Annotated in this window: 17 protein-coding genes; 12 read left to right on the top strand and 5 right to left on the bottom strand. The window is 68.0% G+C overall.

Annotated features, from left to right (window positions below; genetic code table 11):
- Positions 1–19: 19 nt before the first annotated feature.
- On the top strand, positions 20–613 hold the full coding sequence (locus AC5P5X_RS02055) for a mechanosensitive ion channel family protein (RefSeq protein WP_081113742.1): 594 nt from the start codon (positions 20–22) through the stop codon (positions 611–613).
- 523 nt (positions 614–1,136) lie between these two features.
- Here the strand turns inward: AC5P5X_RS02055 and AC5P5X_RS02050 are convergent.
- Complete coding sequence (locus AC5P5X_RS02050; protein WP_005414219.1) at positions 1,137–1,403, bottom strand: DksA/TraR family C4-type zinc finger protein; 267 nt, start codon at positions 1,401–1,403, stop codon at positions 1,137–1,139.
- Positions 1,404–1,573: 170 nt separating this feature from the next.
- Positions 1,574–2,131 carry a DUF2058 domain-containing protein gene (locus AC5P5X_RS02045; RefSeq protein ID WP_062607877.1) on the bottom strand — a complete coding sequence of 186 codons (558 nt, stop codon included), beginning with the start codon at positions 2,129–2,131 and terminating at the stop codon, positions 1,574–1,576.
- Between the two features lie 62 nt (positions 2,132–2,193).
- Between AC5P5X_RS02045 and AC5P5X_RS02040 the strand changes: the two genes are divergently transcribed.
- The 3 genes from AC5P5X_RS02040 (at position 2,194) to AC5P5X_RS02030 (ending at position 5,163) form a co-directional block, all read left to right on the top strand.
- Positions 2,194–2,694 (top strand): M48 metallopeptidase family protein, encoded by a 501-nt coding sequence (locus AC5P5X_RS02040; RefSeq protein WP_005414217.1) that lies wholly within the window; start codon positions 2,194–2,196, stop codon positions 2,692–2,694.
- Positions 2,695–2,741: 47 nt separating this feature from the next.
- Positions 2,742–3,440: an RNA pseudouridine synthase gene (locus AC5P5X_RS02035; protein ID WP_049396640.1), complete on the top strand. Its 699-nt coding sequence runs from the start codon at positions 2,742–2,744 to the stop codon at positions 3,438–3,440.
- A gap of 130 nt (positions 3,441–3,570) precedes the next feature.
- Entirely contained in the window at positions 3,571–5,163 is a 1,593-nt protein-coding gene (locus tag AC5P5X_RS02030; protein WP_111118436.1) for a phospholipase D family protein, read from the top strand.
- A 3-nt stretch (positions 5,164–5,166) separates the two neighbouring features.
- Here AC5P5X_RS02030 and AC5P5X_RS02025 read toward each other — a convergent pair whose 3' ends face one another.
- Positions 5,167–6,243 (bottom strand): HDOD domain-containing protein, encoded by a 1,077-nt coding sequence (locus AC5P5X_RS02025; RefSeq protein WP_111118437.1) that lies wholly within the window; start codon positions 6,241–6,243, stop codon positions 5,167–5,169.
- 279 nt (positions 6,244–6,522) lie between these two features.
- On the opposite strand from AC5P5X_RS02025, the gene AC5P5X_RS02020 reads away from it, so the two are divergent.
- Positions 6,523–7,620: a Glu/Leu/Phe/Val dehydrogenase dimerization domain-containing protein gene (locus AC5P5X_RS02020; RefSeq protein WP_005410578.1), complete on the top strand. Its 1,098-nt coding sequence runs from the start codon at positions 6,523–6,525 to the stop codon at positions 7,618–7,620.
- Between the two features lie 45 nt (positions 7,621–7,665).
- Here AC5P5X_RS02020 and AC5P5X_RS02015 read toward each other — a convergent pair whose 3' ends face one another.
- Positions 7,666–10,512: an autotransporter serine protease gene (locus AC5P5X_RS02015; RefSeq protein WP_111118438.1), complete on the bottom strand. Its 2,847-nt coding sequence runs from the start codon at positions 10,510–10,512 to the stop codon at positions 7,666–7,668.
- Positions 10,513–10,695: 183 nt separating this feature from the next.
- Here AC5P5X_RS02015 and AC5P5X_RS02010 point away from each other — a divergent pair, with 183 nt between their 5' ends.
- The 3 genes from AC5P5X_RS02010 to AC5P5X_RS02000 all read left to right on the top strand — a co-directional run bounded on the left by AC5P5X_RS02010 (position 10,696) and on the right by AC5P5X_RS02000 (position 12,905).
- Entirely contained in the window at positions 10,696–11,871 is a 1,176-nt protein-coding gene (locus tag AC5P5X_RS02010; protein ID WP_111189523.1) for a thiolase family protein, read from the top strand.
- 124 nt (positions 11,872–11,995) lie between these two features.
- Positions 11,996–12,337, top strand: a complete 342-nt coding sequence (locus AC5P5X_RS02005; RefSeq protein WP_005410581.1) for a hypothetical protein — start codon at positions 11,996–11,998, stop codon at positions 12,335–12,337.
- Between the two features lie 157 nt (positions 12,338–12,494).
- Positions 12,495–12,905, top strand: coding sequence for a hypothetical protein (locus AC5P5X_RS02000; RefSeq protein WP_005410582.1), 411 nt, complete (start codon positions 12,495–12,497; stop codon positions 12,903–12,905).
- A 236-nt stretch (positions 12,906–13,141) separates the two neighbouring features.
- Here AC5P5X_RS02000 and AC5P5X_RS01995 read toward each other — a convergent pair whose 3' ends face one another.
- Complete coding sequence (locus AC5P5X_RS01995) at positions 13,142–14,779, bottom strand: acyl-CoA dehydrogenase family protein (protein WP_065183435.1); 1,638 nt, start codon at positions 14,777–14,779, stop codon at positions 13,142–13,144.
- Between the two features lie 113 nt (positions 14,780–14,892).
- Here AC5P5X_RS01995 and AC5P5X_RS01990 point away from each other — a divergent pair, with 113 nt between their 5' ends.
- From AC5P5X_RS01990 to pdeM, 4 genes are read left to right on the top strand one after another with little or no spacing between them, the layout of a single operon-like run.
- Positions 14,893–15,891, top strand: coding sequence for a ligase-associated DNA damage response exonuclease (locus AC5P5X_RS01990; RefSeq protein WP_005414211.1), 999 nt, complete (start codon positions 14,893–14,895; stop codon positions 15,889–15,891).
- Entirely contained in the window at positions 15,888–17,495 is a 1,608-nt protein-coding gene (locus tag AC5P5X_RS01985) for an ATP-dependent DNA ligase (RefSeq protein ID WP_111189524.1), read from the top strand. Before AC5P5X_RS01990 ends, AC5P5X_RS01985 begins: the two co-directional genes overlap by 4 nt.
- Positions 17,492–19,951 carry a ligase-associated DNA damage response DEXH box helicase gene (locus AC5P5X_RS01980; protein WP_111189525.1) on the top strand — a complete coding sequence of 820 codons (2,460 nt, stop codon included), beginning with the start codon at positions 17,492–17,494 and terminating at the stop codon, positions 19,949–19,951. Before AC5P5X_RS01985 ends, AC5P5X_RS01980 begins: the two co-directional genes overlap by 4 nt.
- Complete coding sequence (gene pdeM, locus AC5P5X_RS01975; RefSeq protein WP_111189526.1) at positions 19,941–20,582, top strand: ligase-associated DNA damage response endonuclease PdeM; 642 nt, start codon at positions 19,941–19,943, stop codon at positions 20,580–20,582. Before AC5P5X_RS01980 ends, pdeM begins: the two co-directional genes overlap by 11 nt.
- The last annotated feature ends 1 nt before the right edge of the window (position 20,583 follow it).

Here is a 20,583-nt window from a genome sequence, read left to right as displayed (position 1 = left end):
GCCACCCGTCGTCGCCCCCATGATGTTGTCGCTGAAGGATCACCTGCCGGCCTGGACCTACCCTTGGCTCCACGACGCGGGTATCGCCGTGAAGATCCTGCTCACCCTGCTGGCCGCGTGGCTGCTGCGAGTGCTGGCACGGCGCTTGATCCGCCGCTTCGCCGAGCACTACACGCTGCCACCGGAAATGGTGATGGGCGCGCGCCGGATCACCAGTTTCGTGGTCTATTTCAGCGCGGTCCTGTACATCCTCAGCCTGCTCGGCGCATCGCCGTCGGTACTGTGGACCGCGTTCACCGGCTTCGCGGCGGTGGGTGCGGTGGCCTTCTTCGCGGCCTGGAGCGTGCTCTCCAACATCTTCTGCACGCTGCTGATCTTCACCACGCGCCCGTTCCGCCTGCATGACTACATCGAGGTGCTGGAGAACGGCGAGAAACCGGGCCTGAAGGGGCGGGTGATCGACGTGAACCTGATCTACACCACGCTGCAGGAGACCGGCGACGGCCACGAGGGCACGGTGCTGCAGCTGCCGAACAACCTGTTCTTCCAGCGCACGGTGCGGCGCTGGCGCGACCCGGCACAGGCCCCCGGCAGCATCCAGGGCGACGGCTGAGGGAGGTTCTTCTTTGCAGGGCTGCACCCTGCACCTGCAGAGGCCGAAGCCGAAGCAAGATCAAGAGCGGCATTCCGTGGGATGGCGGGGCGGTGTGGGTGGTCAGGACACGCCGTAAACCCGTCCATGGGGGCTCGATGGCGCCATCCATGGCGCCAACGGTCCTGCCCACCCACACCGCCCCACCTCTGACAGATTCCGTGCGCTGTTGGTGGGTGCCGACCGTTGGTCGGCACATCTGTCAGATGTCGATAGTCAAAATTGAATCCGACCCCGTGCCGACCAACGGTCGGCATCAGCAGCGGGTTCCAACAGATCGCGGAAATCTGTCAGAGGCGGGGCGGTGTCGGAGTGCGGGGTGTCCGCGGCATGGATGCCGCGGCCAAGCCCCCATGGACGGGTTCACGGCGTCCCCGCACTCCGACATCGCCCTGCCAACCCACGGAATGCCAGCTTTTGCTGTTGCTGTTGCCTTGGCTTGAAGGCTTCGGCGGGTGCAGGGCGCAGCCCTGCCGAACAACCTTTACCTCAGCTGGCTGTCCTTGCTGCCACGCCGGTTGTAGCCGGCATGCGCCTGCTCTTCGTCGTCATGCGCCTGCTGGCACGCCACGCACAGCCGTACCCCAGGCACGGCCTGGCGCCGCGCCAACGGAATCGGTGCGTCGCATTCCTCACAGTGTTCCAGACCAGGGCCCTGCCGCAGCTGGCGCCGCGCGCGGGCAATCGCATCGTCGACGGTGGCGTCGATCTGGTCCTGGACCGCGCCGTCTCCCGCCCAACCGGTGGCCATGGCCATCCTCCGCAGGTGTGTCGCCTGATATGGGGACGATACACCCGCGCACAAAGGAGCGGACCTGTGTTGAGCCGAGCCATGCCCGGCTGATCTTCAGCAATCTGAGCAGAACGTGGAGGGCTTCAATCAGGTCGATCGCGACTTAATCCCCTCCGTCCCCTTTTCGCTTACCAGACCAGGTCGTCGGGCACCTGGAACTGCGCGTAGTAGGCGTCGTCCTCGGCGTTGCCGGTGGAGATCTCCGCGGTCGAGCCCGGCTGGCCGTGGTCGACGATGATCGCTTCCGGGGCGCGCTCACGCACCTTCTCGGCAGCAGCACGTGGCAGCAGCGCGTAACCGTCGCCGTGGGCAACGATGACCAGCACGCCCACCGACAGCGCCTTGCGCAGCTTGGGGTCGATCAGCAGGGTGCGGATCGCCGCGCCATCGCTGAAGCGGTACTCGTCATCGCCCTTGTGGGGCACGGCATGGGCCGCGATGATCTGCTTCGCCTGCGCCTTCTGTTCAGCCTGCCTGGCCTGCGCATTGCGCTCGGCGGCCAGCGCGCGGTCGCGCTCGACCTTCTCGGCACGGGCCCGTTCAGCCTCGCGCTGGACGTCGGCCGAGGTCGATTCGGCCTTGCCCTGCCGGGCCTTGGCCTGCTCGCGCGCGGCGGCGCTGGCCTGCGACTTCTTGGCCAGGCCGGCCTTGAGCAATTGTTCCTGCAGCGCGTTGGGCTTTGCCATGGTCGGTGCGTACCGCGTGTAATCTTGGATGCCCCATTCTACCGACGCCCCGCCGCCCCTGCATGGCAGTCCTGAAGTACCTCACCGGCTATCCCGAACCCCTGGTCGCCCAGGTCAGCGAACTGCTGGCGCAAGGCAAGCTCGGCCCCTGGCTGCAGCAGCGCTATCCCGACCCCCACGAGGTGCGCAGCGACCGCCAGCTGTACGACTACACCCAGGAGCTGAAGGACCGCTACCTGCGCAAGTCGGTGCCGCTCAACAAGGTCTGCTACGACAACACGCTGGAAGTGATCAAGCACGCGCTGGGCACTCATACCGCCATTTCCCGCGTGCACGGCGGCCGCCTCAAGGCCAGCCGCGAGATCCGCATCGCCACCGTGTTCCGCCAGGCACCAGCAGCGTTCCTGCGCATGATCGTGGTGCATGAGCTGGCCCACCTGAAGGAAGCCGACCACAACAAGGCCTTCTACCAGCTGTGCCAGCACATGGAGCCGGAGTACCTGCAGCTGGAGTTCGATACCCGTCTGTACCTGACGGAGCTGGCCAACCGCGGCCAGCGCTGACCGGCCGCAGCAGCTACACTGCGCGCCCCCTGCCCGACCTTTCCGCCATGGAACCGATCCGTCTCGACAAACGCCTGTCCGCCCTGCTCGGCATCCCGCGCGGCGAAGCGCGACGCTACATCGAAGGCGGCTGGGTCACGGTCAACGGCGACGTGGTGGAGCAGCCGCAGCGCCTGGTCGATGACAGCGCGGTGATCGTTGTGGCCGAGCAGGCCAGCGATGAAAAGGCCGAGCGGGTCAGCATGCTGTTGAACAAGCCGGCCGGTGTTGCCGCTGAGACCCTGTGCGCGCTGGTCAGCAGTGACAGCCGCAGCGAACTCGATGCCAGCGACATCCGTCCGCTGCAGCGTCACTTCCATGGCCTGCAGCTGGCCGCCTCGCTTCCGGCCAGCGACAGCGGCCTGGTGGTGGTCAGCCAGGATCCGGCCACGCTGGCCCATCTGCAGCGCAATCTTGGCCGCACCGAACAGGAATACCTGATCGAAGTGGCCGAAGGCGGCCCGGAGCGTGGGCCATGGCTGATGGCGCGTCTGCAGCAGGAGGCCGGCGGCGGCAAGGTCAGCTGGCAGAGCGAACAACGCCTGCGCTTTGCCGGCAAGGGGCTTACCGCCAAGGGCCTGCGTGCAGCGGTGACAGCCGCCGGGCTGCAGGTGACCGGGGTGCGCCGCCTGCGTATCGGACGCGTGGCGCTGGGGCCGCTGCCGCCGGGGCAGTGGCGCTACCTGGGCAGCGACGAGCGGTTCTGAGGTGTGCGGGTCAGAGCCCTTTCCTGTGGAAAGGGATCCGACCCCATCGGTGACGCCCCCTCGGGGTGGGATTCCGTGCCGAAGGCAAGGGCTCTGACCCCCTGTCGATCCTGCAGGCATTCCTTCACGCATGGCGTGGCTCTACCATCGGGGCATGAGCCTGCCCAAGCCGCTGTGGCGACGCCTGCTGCGTGTTGCTGCGATCATCCTCGCCGTGCTGGTGCTGCTGGTGCTGTCCGGCCTGCTGCTGGCCGACCACCTCACGCCGCAGGCACGGGGCACGCCTTCGCATGTGCTGCCACTGCAGCCGGCGCAGACCCGCATCGACCAGCAGATCGTGCCATTGCAGGAGGCCCATCCCGGCCAGTCCGGCGTGGCCTTCCTCAGTGATGGCATGGATGCCTTCGCCGCACGCGCGATGATCACCACGCACGCAGGCCGCAGCCTGGACCTGCAGTACTACATCTGGCACGACGACCTGATCGGCCACCTGATGGCCAAGGCGCTGTATGACGCCGCCGAGCGCGGCGTGCGCGTGCGCATCCTGCTTGATGACATGAATGCCAAGGACAAGGACGCGCTGATGATGGCGCTCGATGCGCATCCGAACATCGAGATCCGCCTGTACAACCCGTTCCGCAACCGGACCGGCATCCTGCGCATGGTGGAGATGGTGCAGCGCTTCTTCAGCGTGAACCACCGCATGCACAACAAGAGCTGGATCGCCGATGGCCGCGTCGCGATCGTCGGTGGCCGCAACATCGGCGAGGAGTATTTCAGCGCGCGCACCGATGTGAACTTCCAGGATCTGGACCTGCTGGTCGCCGGCCCCGCCGTGGAGCAGGCCAACCGCATCTTCGACGACTACTGGAACAGCGAAACCGCCATTCCGGTATCCGCGCTTGCCTTCCATACCGACGCACAGCTGCGCCTGCTGGTGCGCGAATCGGACCATGAGGCGCAGCGGGACGTGGCCCGGCCGTACCTGGCGCGCGTAGCCGAATCACGCAAGCGGCAGCGCCCGAGCCCCGAGCCGCTGCGCTGGAGCGGTGCAGTGCGCATCGTGTCCGACCCGCCGATGAAGCACCGCAAGGACGATCGCGCTGCCTGGCTGGTGTCGACCCTGATCAGCGAGCTGCAGGCCGCCAGGCACAAGGCCCTGTTGATCTCGCCCTACTTCGTTCCCGGCAACGAGGGCCTGGATGGCTTTTCGGCCATGTCCGGGCGGGGCGTGCAGGTCGGCGTGGTCACCAACTCACTGGCCGCCAATGACGTCGCCGCCGTGCATGGTGGCTACATGGGCTACCGCGTGCCGTTGCTCGAAGCCGGCGTCCACCTTTACGAATTGAAGGCACAAGGGCAGTCCGGCGATGCCGGCGTGTTCGGCAGCAGCGGCGCCAGCCTGCATACCAAGGCGTTCCTGGTCGATGACCGCCGCGGTTTTGTCGGTTCGTTCAACCTCGACCCGCGCTCGGCCTATCTGAACACCGAGATGGGCGTGCTGTTTGACGATCCGGTGCTGGGCGCGCAGCTGCGGGACGAGTACCTGCGCCTGGCTGATCCCAGGCACAGCTGGTGGCTGGCGCTGGATGACCGTCGCCGGTTGCGCTGGCTGGAGCGCGAACCGCCACCGCACTGGGTGGAGGAGGAGCCGGGGGCAACGGCGCGCAAACGCTGGTTGTCGCGGGTGATCAGCTGGCTGCCGGTCGAATCGCAGCTGTAGCGCTCAGGGCGTTGGACCCGCCTCTTCCTGTCCGGCCTCATCACGTGTTTCCACGCTGCGTCCATGCAGGCGCCGCCAGATCCAACGCAGGGCATGCGGCGGCGCTGAAGGCAACTGTTCGAGCAGGGCCAGCATGCGGCTCTGGCCGGCATGTCCATGCCGGCACAGCAGGCTGGCTGCCGCCGCAGCGCTGGCCAGACGCAGGCTGTCGGCGAGTGGGCCATCGGCCTCCGGCGCCAGTGCCTGGTGCACGGGCTCGGGCAGCTCCCAGGCTGCAGCCACGCGTTGTGCCAGCGGCAACGACCATTGTTGGAGCAGTTGCAGGGCCAGCGCCGGCTCCACGGTTTCGTCGCGTGCCTGCGCTTCCTGCAGCAGCTGGCGCATCACCAGCGCTGACCCCAGCCCCTGCACCAGGCCCAGCCACTGCGCAGCGAAGGCATCACCGAAGGTGACCGTGCGCGCATGATCGGCGGCCGCACGCGAAGCCAGCAGTGCGTGCTCCCAGATGATCGTGCTGAACTGCGGAAACATGCCGCACTGCACCTGCATCACCGGCTGCACCAGCACCGCGCTGATGATCTGGCGCACGCCCTCGGTACCGACCAGGGTCACCGCACGCTGCAGGCTTTCCACCGGCCGCTCATGCACCTTGTAGGCCGGGCTGTTGGCGATGCGCAGCAGATTTCCGGTCAGCACCGGGTCCTGGCCGATGATGGCCGCCATCACCCGTGCCGAGGCGGCATCGTCGTTGACGGTCTGGATCAGCTGCGGCAGCAGTTGCGGGCGCCGCGGCAGGTGCCGGGCGGCCCAGTCACGGTCCTGCAGCGCGCGCGCCACCGCTTCGCCCAGTGCCGGATCCTGCACGGGGGCAGGCTCGCCGGCCAGCCGTGGGTACAGGGCAAGTGCATGCAGGCCGCGCTGCAGGTGGGCGGCGATCTCACCGGCCTGCAGCGCCTCGCCCTGAAGGCTGGCTGCGGCAGCAGCGACCGCCTGTCGCGATACGGCCGCCAGGCGCAACGGAGCCGCCCCGGTCGAACGCGCCAGCCAGCCGCGCAGCGATCGCCACCAGGCCGGCGTCATCGCCGCCTGCCCTGTCGTTGTGGTGCCCTTGCCGTCACTGACCGCCCTGCCTCTTCACGCGAATCCGGCCACCCGCCGTCGTCGCAGCATCGGCCGCACTTTCATCTTCTTTAACCGGAAGGGCGCCGATGTCGACGGCAGCGACCGGGGGAATGGACTAGAATGGCGCCGCGCGACCCGTCCCCCTGCACTGACGACGTCGCTTTTTTTGTTTTTGGGACCCTACCGTTCACTGGCCGTTCGCTGCAGTTCGCCGCGGTTCGCGCCATCGGAGACGCCATGCTATTCGAAACCCTCGCCACCACCGGCCACGAACAAGTGGTGTTCTGCCACAACCACGATGCCGGCCTGAAGGCGATCATCGCCATCCACAACACCACCCTGGGCCCGGCCCTGGGCGGCGTGCGCATGCGCCCTTACGCCAGCACCGACGAGGCGCTGGCCGATGTGCTGCGGCTGAGCCGGACGATGACCTACAAGAATGCGCTGGCCGGGCTCAACGTGGGCGGCGGCAAGGCGGTGATCATCGGCGACCCGAAGACGGACAAGACCGAGGTACTGTTCCGCGCCTTCGGCCGCTACGTCGATTCGCTGGGCGGCCGCTACATCACCGCCGAGGACGTTGGCACCGACGTCAACGACATGGAGAACATCTACCTGGAGAGCCAGTTCGTGACCGGCGTGCACCAGGTCCATGGTGGCTCCGGCGATCCGGCGCCTTTCACGGCCTACGGCGCACTGCAGGCACTGATGGCGTCGATGCGCTTCAAGTTCGGCCATGAGGAAGTAGGCAAGACCAGCATCGCGGTGCAGGGCCTGGGCCACATCGGCATGGAACTGGTGAAACTGCTGCGTGACCGCGGTGCCAAACTGTATGTCACCGACCTGGACAGTGCCCTGGTTGATCGTGCAGTCAGCGATTTCGGCGCCGAGGCGGTCAAGCCGGACGAGATCCACGAAGTGAACGCCGATGTGTTCGCACCGTGTGCGCTGGAAGGCGCGATCAACGCCGATACGCTGCCGCGGATCAAGGCCAAGATCATCTGCGGCACTGCCAACAACCAGCTGTCGAGCCTGGAGATCGGCGACGAACTGCATGCGCGCGGCATCCTCTACGCCCCGGACTACGCTGTCAACGCCGGCGGTGTGATGAACGTGTCGCTGGAGATCGACGGCTACAACCGCGAACGCGCGATGCGCCTGATCCGCAGCATCTACCACAACCTCACCCGCATCTTCGAACTGTCGCAGCGCGAGAACATCGCGCCGCAGCGGGCCGCCGATCGCATTGCGGAAAGCCGCATCCTGTCGATCGGCAAGCTGAAGATGCCGCTGGGCCGCAGCACTCCGCGCCTGGGCAACCTGCGCGGCGGCTGAGGCTGCAGACGTCGCGCCGGGAGCCTTCCCGGCGCGACCGATTGCTCAGAACCCGGTGCTGTAGCGCAACGCAGCCTGCCGCGCGCCCTCGCCACCGATACGCTGGTCGAAACCCAGGCTCAAGCGGCCATTGCGGCCCCACCACGATTCCAGCGCGACGCCGATCAGCGCACTGCCGCGCGGCGCATTCCAGCCTGCCAGCGGCGCCCAGGCATCCACGCCGACAAAACTGGCCTGCCAATCGGCGTCACCGCCGTCCAGCCGCTGCTGCCACTCGGCGTGTCCGCGCAGGTTCCAACGCCCCCAGCCCCGCTCGCCACGGATGCCGGCCAGCATCTGGCTGCGCTGCGCGCGGGTGGCATCACCCCGCAGGCCGAAGCCGAAACCGCCCAGCTCATTGAACGCATCGGTATCGACACGCGTGGTGCTGGCACCGAGGTAGGGCGTCACCGAAGCCCCTGCGCGGCCCAGGCGATATCCGCCTTCCACGCTGGCGCTGCTGAAACGCCCGCCGTAACGCGCCGAGACACCATAGGCGCCCGCACCCAGCAGCAGCTGGCGATCCAGCGCGCGGGTGAACTGGCCACTGCCGAACTGGGCCAGCGCATAGCCACGCCCCAGGTTCCAGCCAGCGTACAACTGTGCCTGCGCCTGGCGATCACGCCCGCGATCGCCGCCGAAACTGCTGCCACCATTGCTGCGGGTCTCACCGAAGGCGACGCCCATCAGGCCGTTGCCGCCCAGCGGCAGATCCTGGCCGGCCATCCAGCCCCGGCTGTCGGCGGCGTTGCCGGCGAAGCTGCCCTGCCCCGCCTCACCCAGCGCGCTCTGCCAGCTCCCGCGCAGGCGCGGGGTGGCCTGTACACGATCGAAGCGCTCGGCAATCGCACGCCGCGACATGTCGATGCTGTCGAAGGTGGCGGCCTCGGCGCGGGCATGCGCCTGGCCGGACAGGCTCTGCAGGCTGTCGGCCAGGCCCTGCTGGCCGCCTCCGGCCCACTGCAGCGCACCGGCTGCCGCACCGAAGGGCGATCCCTGCAGGCCGGTGTTGCCGTCGAGCACTGCGAATGCGCCTTCCAGGCGCTGCGCTGCGGCCTGTGCGGAGGCGCTCAGGCCACTGGCTGCGGCGGTGACGCTGACCTGGTTCACGTTCAACCAGGCGTTGTTGCTGTCGTAGCCATACGTGGGTGCCACCAGGGTCAGCCCCTGCAGGCCGGTGGAAGTGGCTTGGGTACTGAAGGTGCCGTTCAGGCCACCCGCGGCGTGGATGAGGTCCTGGCGCGCTCCGTTCTGCGGCACATAGCCGGAGACGAAGCCGTGCACACGCACACCGCCATTGATCGTTGCGTTGCCGGTGACCTGAAGTGCGTTGGCACCGAGCGCGATCATCAGCTGCGCGCCGGGCTGCTGGGTGTAGTTGCCCTCGATGGTGCCGGTGGTGTTGCCGGTGGTGAGGAACACGCTGCCGCCGTTGACCACATTGCCGATCACCCGCGGCGTGCCACCGTTGAACTGCAGACCGGTGGAGTCCGGGTCGGGCTGGGCGAGGATCGTCACATTTGAACGGATCACGCCACCGTTCTGCAGCGTCAGGATGCCGCGCTCGATGCGGGTGGCGCCGGAATAGCTGTTGTTGCCGGCCAGTACCAGCTTGCCTCCGCCCTGCTTGACCAGGCCACCGCTGCCGGTGATGTCGTTGCTCCACATCGAGTTGGTCGAGCCGGCATCAACGTTGGCAACCACATCGCCCCAGTCGAAGCGGCCGGGACCGTTGATCGCGCGACCGATGTCGAGCAGGCCATAGCCGAACACTGGATCCACGCCGGGCGCACCGATGTCCTTGGCAGTGCCCAGCAGGGTCTGCCTCACCAGATCGTTGTTGAAGTAGGGGAAGCGCTGCCAGACCAGCGCCGCCGCACCGGAGACCAGCGGCGCGGCGAACGAGGTGCCGTAGTTCCAGTAGTAGCTGCCACCGTTGGCATCCGGGTAGACCGCGCTGCCCGGCGCCGCCAGGCAGTAGCGGGCCGCCTGGCCGCAGGCATTCGAATAGCTGGCCAGCGCGCCCGGCGTAAACGGGTCCACCGCCGTGGCCACCAGCCAGCCGCGCTCCAGATCGGCCGCCGGAAGCGTGCCTGCCACGCCCTTCTGGCTGGGCAGCGCGGCCAGGCTGCTCGGCTCGCTGCGGCCGTCATTGCCGGCGGCGAACACCACCAGGCCACCGTGGTTGATCACGAACGGCCGGTATTCGGCGGCTACCTGCGCGGTGGTCGGCAGGTCGGTCCAGTACAGGCCGCCCCACGAGTTGTTCATCACCTTCACGTTGTAGCTGATCAGGTCCTGGTGGACCTGGGCCACGCCCAGCGGCCCACTGAAGGCATTGCCCTGGCCACTGCCGTCATCGGTCGGCGGCTTGTCGGAAATGATCCTTGCCGAGACGATCTGGGCGCCTGGCGCGATACCGCCCGGCCAGGTCCCCACTGCTGCGCCGGCGGCGAGGCTGGCCACGGCGGTGCCATGCCCGACCACGTCATCAACCGCCAGGTTGTTCCTGGCGGGATCGATGTAATTGAAGTTGGCCAGCACGCGACCATTCAAGGCCACCGCGTTGCGCTGCACGCCCGAATCGACGATGCCGATGCGCACGCCCTGCCCGGTCAGGCCGGCGGCCTGTGCGGCACGCGCGTTGGTGACTGAAAGATGCGCATCAAAGGCCGGCTCCTGCGGCTTGGCCGGCGGTGGTGTCGTCGGCGGAGGCGTGGTTGGAGGCGTCGGCGTGGTCGGGGGCGGGTCGACGCGCACGTTGCTGCCGCCTCCGCCGCCTCCACCACAGGCCGTCAGCGCCATCGCCAGCGCGGTTGCCAGCACAGACCTCACCATCATCGTTCGCTCCATCGATTCCTTCCCGTGAACGTTGGCCTGCCTTCATCCCGGCAGGCGTTCGGCGCCGCACAGCGGCAGCCCTCCCCGACCCTCTATACTTGGGCCGACCCCCACGCAGTCTGCCGGGAAACCGGGGCGCATCCAACGGCCTCCGGTCTCCTTTCCGAACATTGCTTACGCATCAACGAGATTGCCATGTCCAACATCGTCATCGCCGCCGCCAAGCGCACCGCCATCGGCTCCTTCCTCGGCCAGTTCAACGGCGTGCCGACCCCGACCCTCGGCGCCGCAGCCATCGCCGCCGCCCTGGAACAATCGGGTGTCCCGGCCAGCGACGTTTCCGAAGTCCTGATGGGCTGCGTGCTGCCGGCCAACCTCGGCCAGGCGCCCGCCCGCCAGGCGGCGATCGCCGCCGGCATCCCGCTGTCGGCCGGTGCCACCACGCTGAACAAGGTGTGCGGCTCGGGCATGAAGACCATCATGCTCGGCCATGACCTGATCAAGGCCGGCTCGGCCAGCATCGTGGTCGCCGGCGGCATGGAATCGATGTCCAACGCCCCGCACATGCTGCCGAACTCCCGTACCGGCAACCGTTTCGGCAACTTCCAGGCGGTCGACCACATGGCCCACGATGGCCTGGTCAACGCCTATGACGGCAAGGCCATGGGCGAATTCGCCGAGTGCGCGGTGGACAAGTACCAGTTCAGCCGCGAAGAGCAGGACGCCTATGCGATCGAGTCGGTCAAGCGCGCGCAGGCTGCCCAGGCCAATGGTGCGTTTGCCGATGAGATCGTCGCGGTGAAGGTAGCCACCCGCAAGGGTGACGTCGAGGTCGCCATCGACGAGCAGCCGGGGCGCTCGGACATCGCCAAGATCCCGACCCTGCGCCCGGCCTTCAAGAAGGACGGCAGCGTGACCGCCGCCAGTTCCTCCAGCATCTCCGACGGCGCCGCCGCGGTGGTCCTGCTGACCGAGGAAGACGCGGCCGCACGTGGCATCACCCCGCTGGCCCGCATCGTCGGCCACGCCACCCACTCGCAGGAACCGGAGTGGTTCACCACCGCGCCGATCGGCGCGCTGCACAAGCTGCTGGGCAAGACCGGCTGGTCGCTGGACCAGGTCGATCTGTTCGAAATCAACGAAGCCTTTGCTGTGGTGGCGATGGCCCCGATGCGCGAACTGGGCATCCCTCACGACAAGCTCAACGTGAATGGCGGCGCCTGCGCACTGGGTCACCCCATCGGGGCCTCCGGCGCACGTCTTGTGGTGACCCTGGTCAACGCTCTGCGCACGCGTGGTGGCAAGCGCGGCATTGCCACCCTCTGCATCGGCGGCGGCGAAGCAACGGCAATCGCCATCGAATTGATTTAAAAAGATTTAACGATGATTTCGCAAAAATGAATGCGGGATCGCTTGACACCCAATCTTGGCTTGTCATCATGTTGTCGGCGCGCAGCATGCGCGTTGCCTAATTCTAACGACGAGGATTTACACAATGAGCATCAACAAGCTGCTGGTCGCGATGTCCCTGGCTCTGGCCCTGGCCGCCTGCTCGAAGCAGGAAGCTGCCCAGGACGCCGCTGCTTCGGCCAACGAAGCCGCCACCGAAGCCCAGGCTGCTGCCGACCAGGCCGCCGCTGCTGGCGCCCAGACCGCCGACGCTGCCCAGCAGGCCGCTGACACCGCCGCCACCGCTGCTGACGCCGCCACCGACGCCGCTGCCCAGACCGCCGGTGCTGCCACCGACGCTGCTGCCGGCGCTGCTGCTGACGCTGCCAAGGCTGCTGAAGGCACCGCTGAGAAGGCCAAGGACGCTGCTGAAGAAGCCAAGAAGTAATAACTTCTTTCTTCACGCTGTTCCGGAAAAGCCGCTGGTTCGCCAGCGGCTTTTTCTTTGCGTGGATGCCGGCGATCAAGCCCCTGCATCGCGACCCGGTCTTCACAACGGCATGAATAGGCTGGCGTCCCCATCCATTGCAGTGCCGGAGACCGCCATGAAGATTCGTCCGATCACCACCACCCTGCTGGCCGCCTCCCTGCTGCTGGCCCTGGCCGCCTGCAAGGGCCCGGAAGCCGAACAGGCCAAGCAGGACGCGCAGCAGGCGGCCGACAGCGCCGGCGCTGCCGCCCGCGACGCCGTCGACAAGGCTGCTGCCGCCACCCGCGAAGCCGCCGACAAGACCGCCGCCGCTTCCGAGCAGGCCGCCGCCGATACCCAGCAGGCGCTGGACAAGGCCGCAGACGCCACTGCCAACGCCGCCGATAAGGCCAAGGACGCCGCAACCGACGCCGCCGCGCACGCCAGCGACGCCACCGCCGACGCCGCGCAGAAGGTCGCCGACAAGGCCCGCGATGTCGCCAATGACGCCAAGGCCAACGCCGCCAAGGAAGAAGCCAAGCACTAAGCCCTACCGGCAGCCGAGCACCGGCTCGGTTCCACAGGAAAAGCCGCGGCACCGCCGCGGCTTTTCTGCTTTTCGCTCCCTGCTTCTTCTGTTGATTCCGTGGTGTGCGCCTACGGAAAGTGTCCAAGGACGCGCGGGCAGGTTGCGCAGGGGCGTAAGCGCGATGGATGGCGCGCCCGAGCCTTATCTGATGAAAATCTGTCAGCGTAGGTGTCGAGAGCCGGCGTGGGCCGCCGCTACGGCAGCGCGCGCGCCAGCATCGCCGTCAGCTCCAGCCCCGCCGGCAGCGTCCCGAACGCCAGCCCATGCTCCCCTTCCAGCCGGCTACGCACGAACGCCTCCGCCATCGGACTGCGCGCACGCAGCAGCAGCGCCGCCTGCAGCAGCAGCGCAGTGCGCTCGCAGAACAGCCGCGCCTGCGCTTCCTCCGGTGGCGGCGCCGCTGCCCAACGCTGCAATGCCGCTGCATAGCGCGCATCACGGTCAGCCACCGACGCCAGCTCACCGCGCAACGCCGCCATCGCCTCCGGTTCACGCGCCAGCGCACGCAGCACATCCAGGCACTGGATGTTGCCGCTGCCCTCCCAGATCGAATTCAACGGTGCCTGCCGGTACAGGCGGGGCAGCATCGACTCCTCCACGTAGCCGGCACCGCCCAGGCATTCCTGCGCTTCATTGACGAAGGCCGGCGCACGCTTGCACAGCCAGTACTTGCCCAGCGCCGTCCCCAACCGCGCCATCGCCGCTTCATTGGCATCCACACCGGCACGATCCACCGCGCGTGCGATGCGCATCGCCAACACCGTGGCCGCTTCCGACTCCAGCGCCAGATCAGCCAGCACGTTGGTCATCAGCGAGTGCTCCACCAGCAGCTTGCCGAAGGTGCGCCGATGGCGTGCATGATGCAGCGCCTGCGCCAGCGCCATGCGCATCTCCGCGGCCGCACCCAGCATGCAGTCCAGGCGGGTCATCATCACCATCCCGATGATGGTCGCCACGCCACGCCCTTCTTCGCCCACGCGCCATGCCTGCGCGCCACAGAACTCGACCTCGCTGGACGCATTGGACCAGTCACCCAGCTTGTCCTTCAGCCGCATCAGCCTGAATGCATTGCGGTCGCCATCGGCCAGCCGGCGCGGCATCAGCAGGCAGGTCAGCCCGCCCGGCGCCTGCGCCAGCACCAGGAAGCCATCGCACATCGGCGCGGAAAAGAACCACTTGTGCCCGACCAGGCGGTAACGTTCGCCATCGATCGGCTCGGCGCGCGTGCTGTTCGCACGTACATCCGAGCCGCCCTGCTTCTCGGTCATGCCCATGCCCAGCGTGATGCCGGTCTTGTCCGCCACCGGCACGTCGCGCGGGTCATAGACCGGCGCGGCGGCCTTGCGCGCCCATTCGGCCAGGTGCGGCTGCGACTGCAGCACTGCCACCGCCGCATGGGTCATGGTCAAGGGGCAACTGGTGCCGGCTTCGGCCTGGTGGTGCAGGTAGCTCAGCGCCGCACGCGCGACGTGTGCGCCGGGCTGCGGCTCGTGCCAGGACAGACCCGCCACGCCATGCTGCTTCGCTGCGGACATCAGCTGGTGGTACGCAGGGTGGAACTCGACCGTATCAATGCGGTGGCCCTGCGCATCGTGCGTACGCAGCCGCGGGCGATCACGGTTGGCATCGAAGCCGAGCCGGTACAGCTCGTCGCCGGCCAAGGCTCCGTACACGGCCAGGCGTGGCGCTAAGGCACCGGCACCCTCGCGATGCACCGCCTCCGCCAACGCCACATCGTCGGTCCACAGCTGGCGTCCCGCGAACGGTGGCGGCTGGTTCAGCACCACATGGGTTTCAAACGGCGCGTTGCTGCTGAAGCTGGGTCCACTCATCCGGTCCATCCTGGCGGCAAGAGGTATGCGGTCCGATTGTGCCGCATGCCCCGCCAAGCCCGTGTTCAGGCCGGTTCTCACCGCCTGCACGAAGCGCAGGCCACAGTGGCCGCATGGAAGGCAATGACGATCTGGTGGTGCTGCGTCCGGAGGGGCTGTACTGCGCTGCGGGAGATTTCCACATCGATCCCTGGCGCCCGGTGCCGCGCGCGGTCATCACCCATGGCCACGGCGACCACGCGCGCCCGGGCATGGGCGAATACCACTGCAGCGAAGGAAGCCTGCCGATCCTGCGCTGGCGGCTGGGCGATGTTGGCGTGCAGGCGCACGCCGAGGGGGTGCCGTTCCGCTTGGGCCGGGTGCAGGTATCGCTGCATCCGGCCGGTCATGTGCTCGGTTCGTCCCAGGTGCGCATCGACGATGGTGAACGGGTGTGGGTGGCGTCCGGCGACTACAAGCGCCAACCCGACCCGACCTGCACGCCCTTCGAAGTGGTGCCCTGCGATACGTTCATCACCGAAGCGACGTTCGCGCTGCCGATCTATCGCTGGCCGGACACCCCGGCGGTCGCCGCAGAGATCGTGGCGTGGCGCCGCGAATGCGAACAACGTGGCGAAGCGGCGATCCTGCTGTGCTATGCACTCGGCAAGGCGCAGCGGGTGCTGGCCGAGTTGTTGCCACTGGACGACCGCCCCGCGTGGCTGCACGGCGCCATCGCCAATGGCGTGTCGGTCTACCGGCAGGCCAACATCCCGATGCTGGAGACGCTCACCGTCGCCGAACAGGGGCGTCAACCCGATGCCGCCGGCCAGTTGATCCTGGCCCCACCCTCGGCCGCAGGCACGCCGTGGATGCGCCGCTTCGGACCGCATCAACTGGGGTTCGCCTCGGGGTGGATGCAACTGCGCGGCAACCGGCGGCGCCGCAACGTCGACCGGGGCTTCGTCATTTCCGATCACGCTGATTGGCCCGCGCTGCTGCAGACCATCGAACAGACCGGCGCGCAGCGGGTCATCGCCACCCATGGCAATACCGATGCATTGATTCCGTTCCTGCGCGAGCGCGGCGTGGCGGCTGAAGCCTTTCGCACCGACTTCGGGAGCGAGGAATGAAGGCGTTCGCCGCGCTCTACCAGCGCCTGGACCGCAGTACTGCGACGCTGGACAAGCGCGCCGCACTGGTCGACTACTTCCGCCACGCAGCGGCGCACGATGCGGCGTGGGCGCTGTACCTGCTCAGCGGCGGCAAGGTCGGCGGCGCACGCCGCAGGATCGCCGCCAGTGGTGAGCTGCGCAGCTGGATTGCCGAGGAATCCGGACTGCCCGCCTGGCTGGTGGAAGACAGCTACGCTCAGGTCGGCGATCTGGCCGAAACACTGACACTGCTGCTGGATGACCCCTTGCATCCCGCCGCCGACCGGCCGTTGTCGGACTGGATCGAACAGCATCTGCTGGCGGTGGCCAACCAGCCCGAAGTGGTGCGCCGTGCGGCGGTCGTCGCCGGCTGGCGGCAGCTGCGGAGCGGCGAGCGCCTGGTGTTCAACAAGCTGCTCACCGGCGCGCTGCGCGTGGGTGTCTCGCAACGGCTGGTGCAGCAGGCGCTGGCAGAATGGTCCGGCCTGGACATCGCGCGCATCGCCCAGCGCATGCTCGGCGAGTGGGTGCCCTCTCCCGGGTTGCTGGGGCAGCTGCTGTCGCCGGATGAACTGCCACTGGACCGGCAGCAGCCGTACCCGTTCTTCCTGGCCTCACCGCTGGAGGGCGAACCGGGCGAACGGCTGGGTCCGGTCGAAGACTGGCTGCTGGAGTGGAAATGGGATGGAATCCGTCTGCAGCTGCTGCGCCGACGCGGTGAAGTGGCGCTGTGGTCACGTGGCGAGGAACGGCTGGATGGCCGCTTCCCGGAAATTGAACAGGCCGCGATGGCGCTGCCCGACGGCTGCGTGCTGGACGGAGAACTGCTGGCCTGGGACGAGAGCGACGACCTGCCGCGCGCCTTCACCGCGCTGCAGACCCGCATCCAGCGTCGCAAGCCCGGTGCAGCGACCTTGCGCAACACCCCGGTACGCGTGCTTGCCTACGACCTGCTTGAACGCGATGGCGAGGATCTGCGCGGGCTGCCACTGCAGCAACGGCGTGCACAGTTGGCCGAGGTCATCGGTGCCCTGGGCGACACACGCATCCAGCTGTCGCCCGACGTACCCGCTGGAGACTGGCTGCAGGCGGCCACGTTGCGGGAGGCCGCCCATGAGCGGGGCGTGGAAGGGTTGATGCTGAAACGCCGGACGTCCGCCTACCAGTCAGGGCGACGGCGCGGCGACTGGTGGAAATGGAAGGTCGACCCCCTGACCATTGATGCCGTGCTGCTGTACGCGCAGGCCGGCCATGGACGGCGCAGCACGCTGTACACCGATTACACCTTCGGCGTCTGGGACGGCGATACGCTGGTGCCGGTGGCCAAGGCCTATTCGGGCCTGGATGACAAGGAAATCCTGGCCCTCGATCGCTGGATCCGCGCCAACACCCGTGAACGGTTTGGCCCGGTGCGCAGCGTGCGTGCCGAACAGGTGTTTGAACTGGGCTTCGAGGCAGTCAACCGCAGCAGCCGGCACAAATCCGGCATCGCCGTGCGCTTTCCCCGCATCCTGCGCTGGCGCCACGACAAGCCCGCCGCCGAAGCCGATCAGCTGGCCACGCTGCAGGCGCTGGCGCGATGAACCGCCGCCAGGCGTTGCGCCGGCTGGAAGACTGGTTCGCTGCGCGCGGCTGGCGCTCACTGCCGTTCCAGCGCGCGATGTGGCGGCACTATCTGGCAGGCGACTCCGGGCTGCTGCACACCCCCACCGGCAGCGGCAAGACGCTGGCCATGTTCGGCGGCCCGCTGCTGCAGGCGATGCTCGATCCACCGTCGGCACCGCGCCGGGCCAGCGCGGTGCGGCCGCTGCAGGTGCTGTGGGTGACGCCGCTGCGGGCATTGGCCAGTGATACCGCACGTGCACTGCAGGCAGTGGTCGACGGGCTGGGCTTGGGCTGGCGGGTCGGCCTTCGCAGCGGCGATGCCAGCAACCGCGAGCGCCGGCAGGCCCGCGAAGGCCGCGTCGACGTACTGGTGACCACGCCGGAATCGCTGGCACTGCTGCTGAGCTATCCCGACACACTGCCACGCATGCGCCAGCTGCGCTGCGTGGTGGTGGACGAATGGCATGAACTGCTGGGGAACAAGCGCGGCGTCCTGCTGCAGCTGAACCTGGCGGTGCTGCGCGACGCCGCCCCTTCCCTGCAGCTTTGGGGACTGTCGGCCACGCTGGGCAACCTGCCGCAGGCCCGCGACGTGCTGCTGCCTGGCCAACAGGATGCACCGATCGTACAGGGCGTTCGTCCGCGCGCGATCAGCGTGCGCAGCCTGCTGCCGGAACCGGGTGAACGTTTCCCTTGGGCGGGGCATCTCGGCCTGGCGCAGCTGCCGCGCGTGCTGGACGCGCTGATGGCCGTACGCAGCAGCCTGCTGTTCACCAACACCCGCGCGCAGGCCGAGCTGTGGCACCAGGCGCTGGCTGCGGTATGGCCGGAAGACGCGGACACGCTGGCACTACATCATGGCTCGCTGGATCCAGCACTGCGCCAGCAGGTGGAAGACGGCCTGCGCGCAGGCGCGTTGCGCTGCGTGGTGGCGACCTCCAGCCTCGACCTCGGTGTGGATTTCCCGGAGGTTGAACAGGTACTGCAGCTGGGCAGCCCCAAGGGCGTGGCGCGGCTGCGCCAGCGCGCCGGGCGCGCACGCCATCGCCCCGGCGCCGGGGGGGCCATCGTCTGCATACCCAGCCACGCACTGGAACTGGCCGAATATGCAGCGGTGCGCCGCGCACTGCACGAAGGCGTGGTCGAAGCGCGTCGACCGCCGACGTTGTCACTGGACGTGCTGGCACAGCATGCGGTCAGCCGCGCCCTCGCTGGGGGCTTTGACAGTGATGCGCTGCTGGCGCAGGTGCGTCGCACCCATGCCTTCGCCACGCTGGGCGATGAACAATGGCGGGCCGTGCTGGACTTCATCGTGCAGGGTGGGCAGGCGCTGGCGCAGTACCCCGATTTCCACAAGGTCGTGCGCGATGCCGATGGCAGCTACCGCATGCACGATCGCCGCCAGGCGCTGCGGCACCGCCTGTCGATCGGCACCATCAGCAGCGATGGCAGCGTGCGCGTGCAGTTCCTGCGCGGTGGCGGGCTTGGTGCAGTGGAGGAGCAGTTCGCCAGCCGCCTGCGTCGCGGCGACCGTTTCCAGTTCGCCGGGCGCCTGCTGGAACTGGTGCAGCTGCGCGACATGACCGCTTTCGTGCGGCTGGCACGAGGGCGCGGTGATGGTGTGGTGCCGCGCTGGCAGGGAGGCCAGTTGCCGCTGTCGATGCCACTCGGCCGTGAGCTGGAGTGGGTGCTGTCCGGCGCCGACGACAGTGCCGAATCCCGCTGGTTGTCACCGTTGCTGGCACTGCAGCAACAGCTGTCAGCGCTTCCCGGCCCAGAGCACCTGCTGGTGGAAGAGGTGCGGCGCCGCGAAGGCCAGTTCATGTTCGTCTACCCCTTTGCCGGCCGCCACGTACACGAGGCACTGGCCGCGCTGTTGGCGCTGCGCTGCACCCGCCAGCAACGCAACAGCATTGGCTATGCGGTGAACGATCATGGCCTGGTGCTGGCGCCGGCGCGGCCGATCGATCTGGATGAGGCGCAATGGCGTGCGTTGTTCGGCAATGACCGGTTGCTGGACGATCTGCGCGCTGCAGTGAACCTGGGCGAGCTGGCGCGACGTCAGTTCCGGGGCATCGCACGCGTAGCAGGCCTGCTGGTGCCCAGCCTGCCCGGTGGCATGCCACGGTCGCTGCGCCAGCTGCAGGCGTCCGCGGGCCTGCTGTTCGACGTGCTGCGCGAGCACGATCCGGAACACCTGCTGCTGGCGCTGGCGGAACATGAAGTGCTGTACGACAGCCTCGACCTGCCGGGGGTGCAGCAGGTACTGGAGCGGATCGGCACGCAGCAGCTGTCGCTGCAGCGACCGTCATCACTCACGCCGCTGGGCTTTCCATTGTGGGCCGAACGCCTGCGCGGTCAGTTCAGCAATGAAGACTGGCGTATGCGCGTGCAGCGCGCGGCCCAGCAACTGGAGCGCCGCCATGACCGATGAATTGCCGCTGCTGCTTGCTGGTGAGTCCGTGGTCCTGGTGGGCGCGCGTGCGCTGTACTGGCCCGCGCGGCAGGCACTGCTGATCGCAGACCTCCATCTGGGCAAGGCCGATGTGTTCCGTCGCGCCGGCATCGCGTTGCCCAGCGGCGGCACCGGCGAAGACCTGCAACGCTTGCAGCGGCTTCTGGACCTGCATGCCTGCCGCGAGCTGTGGATCCTGGGCGACATCCTGCATGGGCCGGCGCATCGCGCTGGGTGGTACCAGCAATGGCTGGGATGGCGTGAACGCAATGCTTCGCTGGACGTGCATGTCCTGCGCGGTAATCACGACCGCCAGCTGCCGCACGCGCAGTTGCAGGTCCAGATCCACGATGAAGTACGACTGCAGCCGTTCCTGCTTCGGCATGAGCCGATGCCCGATGCGGCGCTGCATGTGATCGCCGGGCATCTGCACCCGCAGGTTGCCTTGAGGCCACTGCGACGGCGCTTCCCCGCGTTCTGGCTGCGTGACCGGATGACGGTCCTGCCGGCCTTCTCCGCATTCACTGCAGGCATCGTGCCTGCCCCCGCCCGCGGCGAACAGATGATCGCCTGCGTGGAAAGCGGCCTGGTGGAACTGCCGGTCGCCTGAC

Source organism: Stenotrophomonas sp. YJH_SMC_91 (assembly GCF_059368495.1).
The sequence above is the reverse complement of the archived record's forward strand: the minus strand, read 5'-3'. Positions and strand labels throughout refer to the sequence as shown.

Bases quoted from the DNA above. Each gene is read 5' to 3' on its own strand.
- AC5P5X_RS02055 (WP_081113742.1), top strand. From the start codon at position 20: ATGATGTTGTCGCTGAAGGATCACCTGCCGGCCTGGACCTACCCTTGG.
- AC5P5X_RS02050 (WP_005414219.1), bottom strand. From the start codon at position 1,403: ATGGCCACCGGTTGGGCGGGAGACGGCGCGGTCCAGGACCAGATCGAC.
- AC5P5X_RS02045 (WP_062607877.1), bottom strand. From the start codon at position 2,131: ATGGCAAAGCCCAACGCGCTGCAGGAACAATTGCTCAAGGCCGGCCTG.
- AC5P5X_RS02040 (WP_005414217.1), top strand. From the start codon at position 2,194: ATGGCAGTCCTGAAGTACCTCACCGGCTATCCCGAACCCCTGGTCGCC.
- AC5P5X_RS02035 (WP_049396640.1), top strand. From the start codon at position 2,742: ATGGAACCGATCCGTCTCGACAAACGCCTGTCCGCCCTGCTCGGCATC.
- AC5P5X_RS02030 (WP_111118436.1), top strand. From the start codon at position 3,571: ATGGCGTGGCTCTACCATCGGGGCATGAGCCTGCCCAAGCCGCTGTGG.
- AC5P5X_RS02025 (WP_111118437.1), bottom strand. From the start codon at position 6,243: ATGACGCCGGCCTGGTGGCGATCGCTGCGCGGCTGGCTGGCGCGTTCG.
- AC5P5X_RS02020 (WP_005410578.1), top strand. From the start codon at position 6,523: ATGCTATTCGAAACCCTCGCCACCACCGGCCACGAACAAGTGGTGTTC.
- AC5P5X_RS02015 (WP_111118438.1), bottom strand. From the start codon at position 10,512: ATGGAGCGAACGATGATGGTGAGGTCTGTGCTGGCAACCGCGCTGGCG.
- AC5P5X_RS02010 (WP_111189523.1), top strand. From the start codon at position 10,696: ATGTCCAACATCGTCATCGCCGCCGCCAAGCGCACCGCCATCGGCTCC.
- AC5P5X_RS02005 (WP_005410581.1), top strand. From the start codon at position 11,996: ATGAGCATCAACAAGCTGCTGGTCGCGATGTCCCTGGCTCTGGCCCTG.
- AC5P5X_RS02000 (WP_005410582.1), top strand. From the start codon at position 12,495: ATGAAGATTCGTCCGATCACCACCACCCTGCTGGCCGCCTCCCTGCTG.
- AC5P5X_RS01995 (WP_065183435.1), bottom strand. From the start codon at position 14,779: ATGAGTGGACCCAGCTTCAGCAGCAACGCGCCGTTTGAAACCCATGTG.
- AC5P5X_RS01990 (WP_005414211.1), top strand. From the start codon at position 14,893: ATGGAAGGCAATGACGATCTGGTGGTGCTGCGTCCGGAGGGGCTGTAC.
- AC5P5X_RS01985 (WP_111189524.1), top strand. From the start codon at position 15,888: ATGAAGGCGTTCGCCGCGCTCTACCAGCGCCTGGACCGCAGTACTGCG.
- AC5P5X_RS01980 (WP_111189525.1), top strand. From the start codon at position 17,492: ATGAACCGCCGCCAGGCGTTGCGCCGGCTGGAAGACTGGTTCGCTGCG.
- pdeM (WP_111189526.1), top strand. From the start codon at position 19,941: ATGACCGATGAATTGCCGCTGCTGCTTGCTGGTGAGTCCGTGGTCCTG.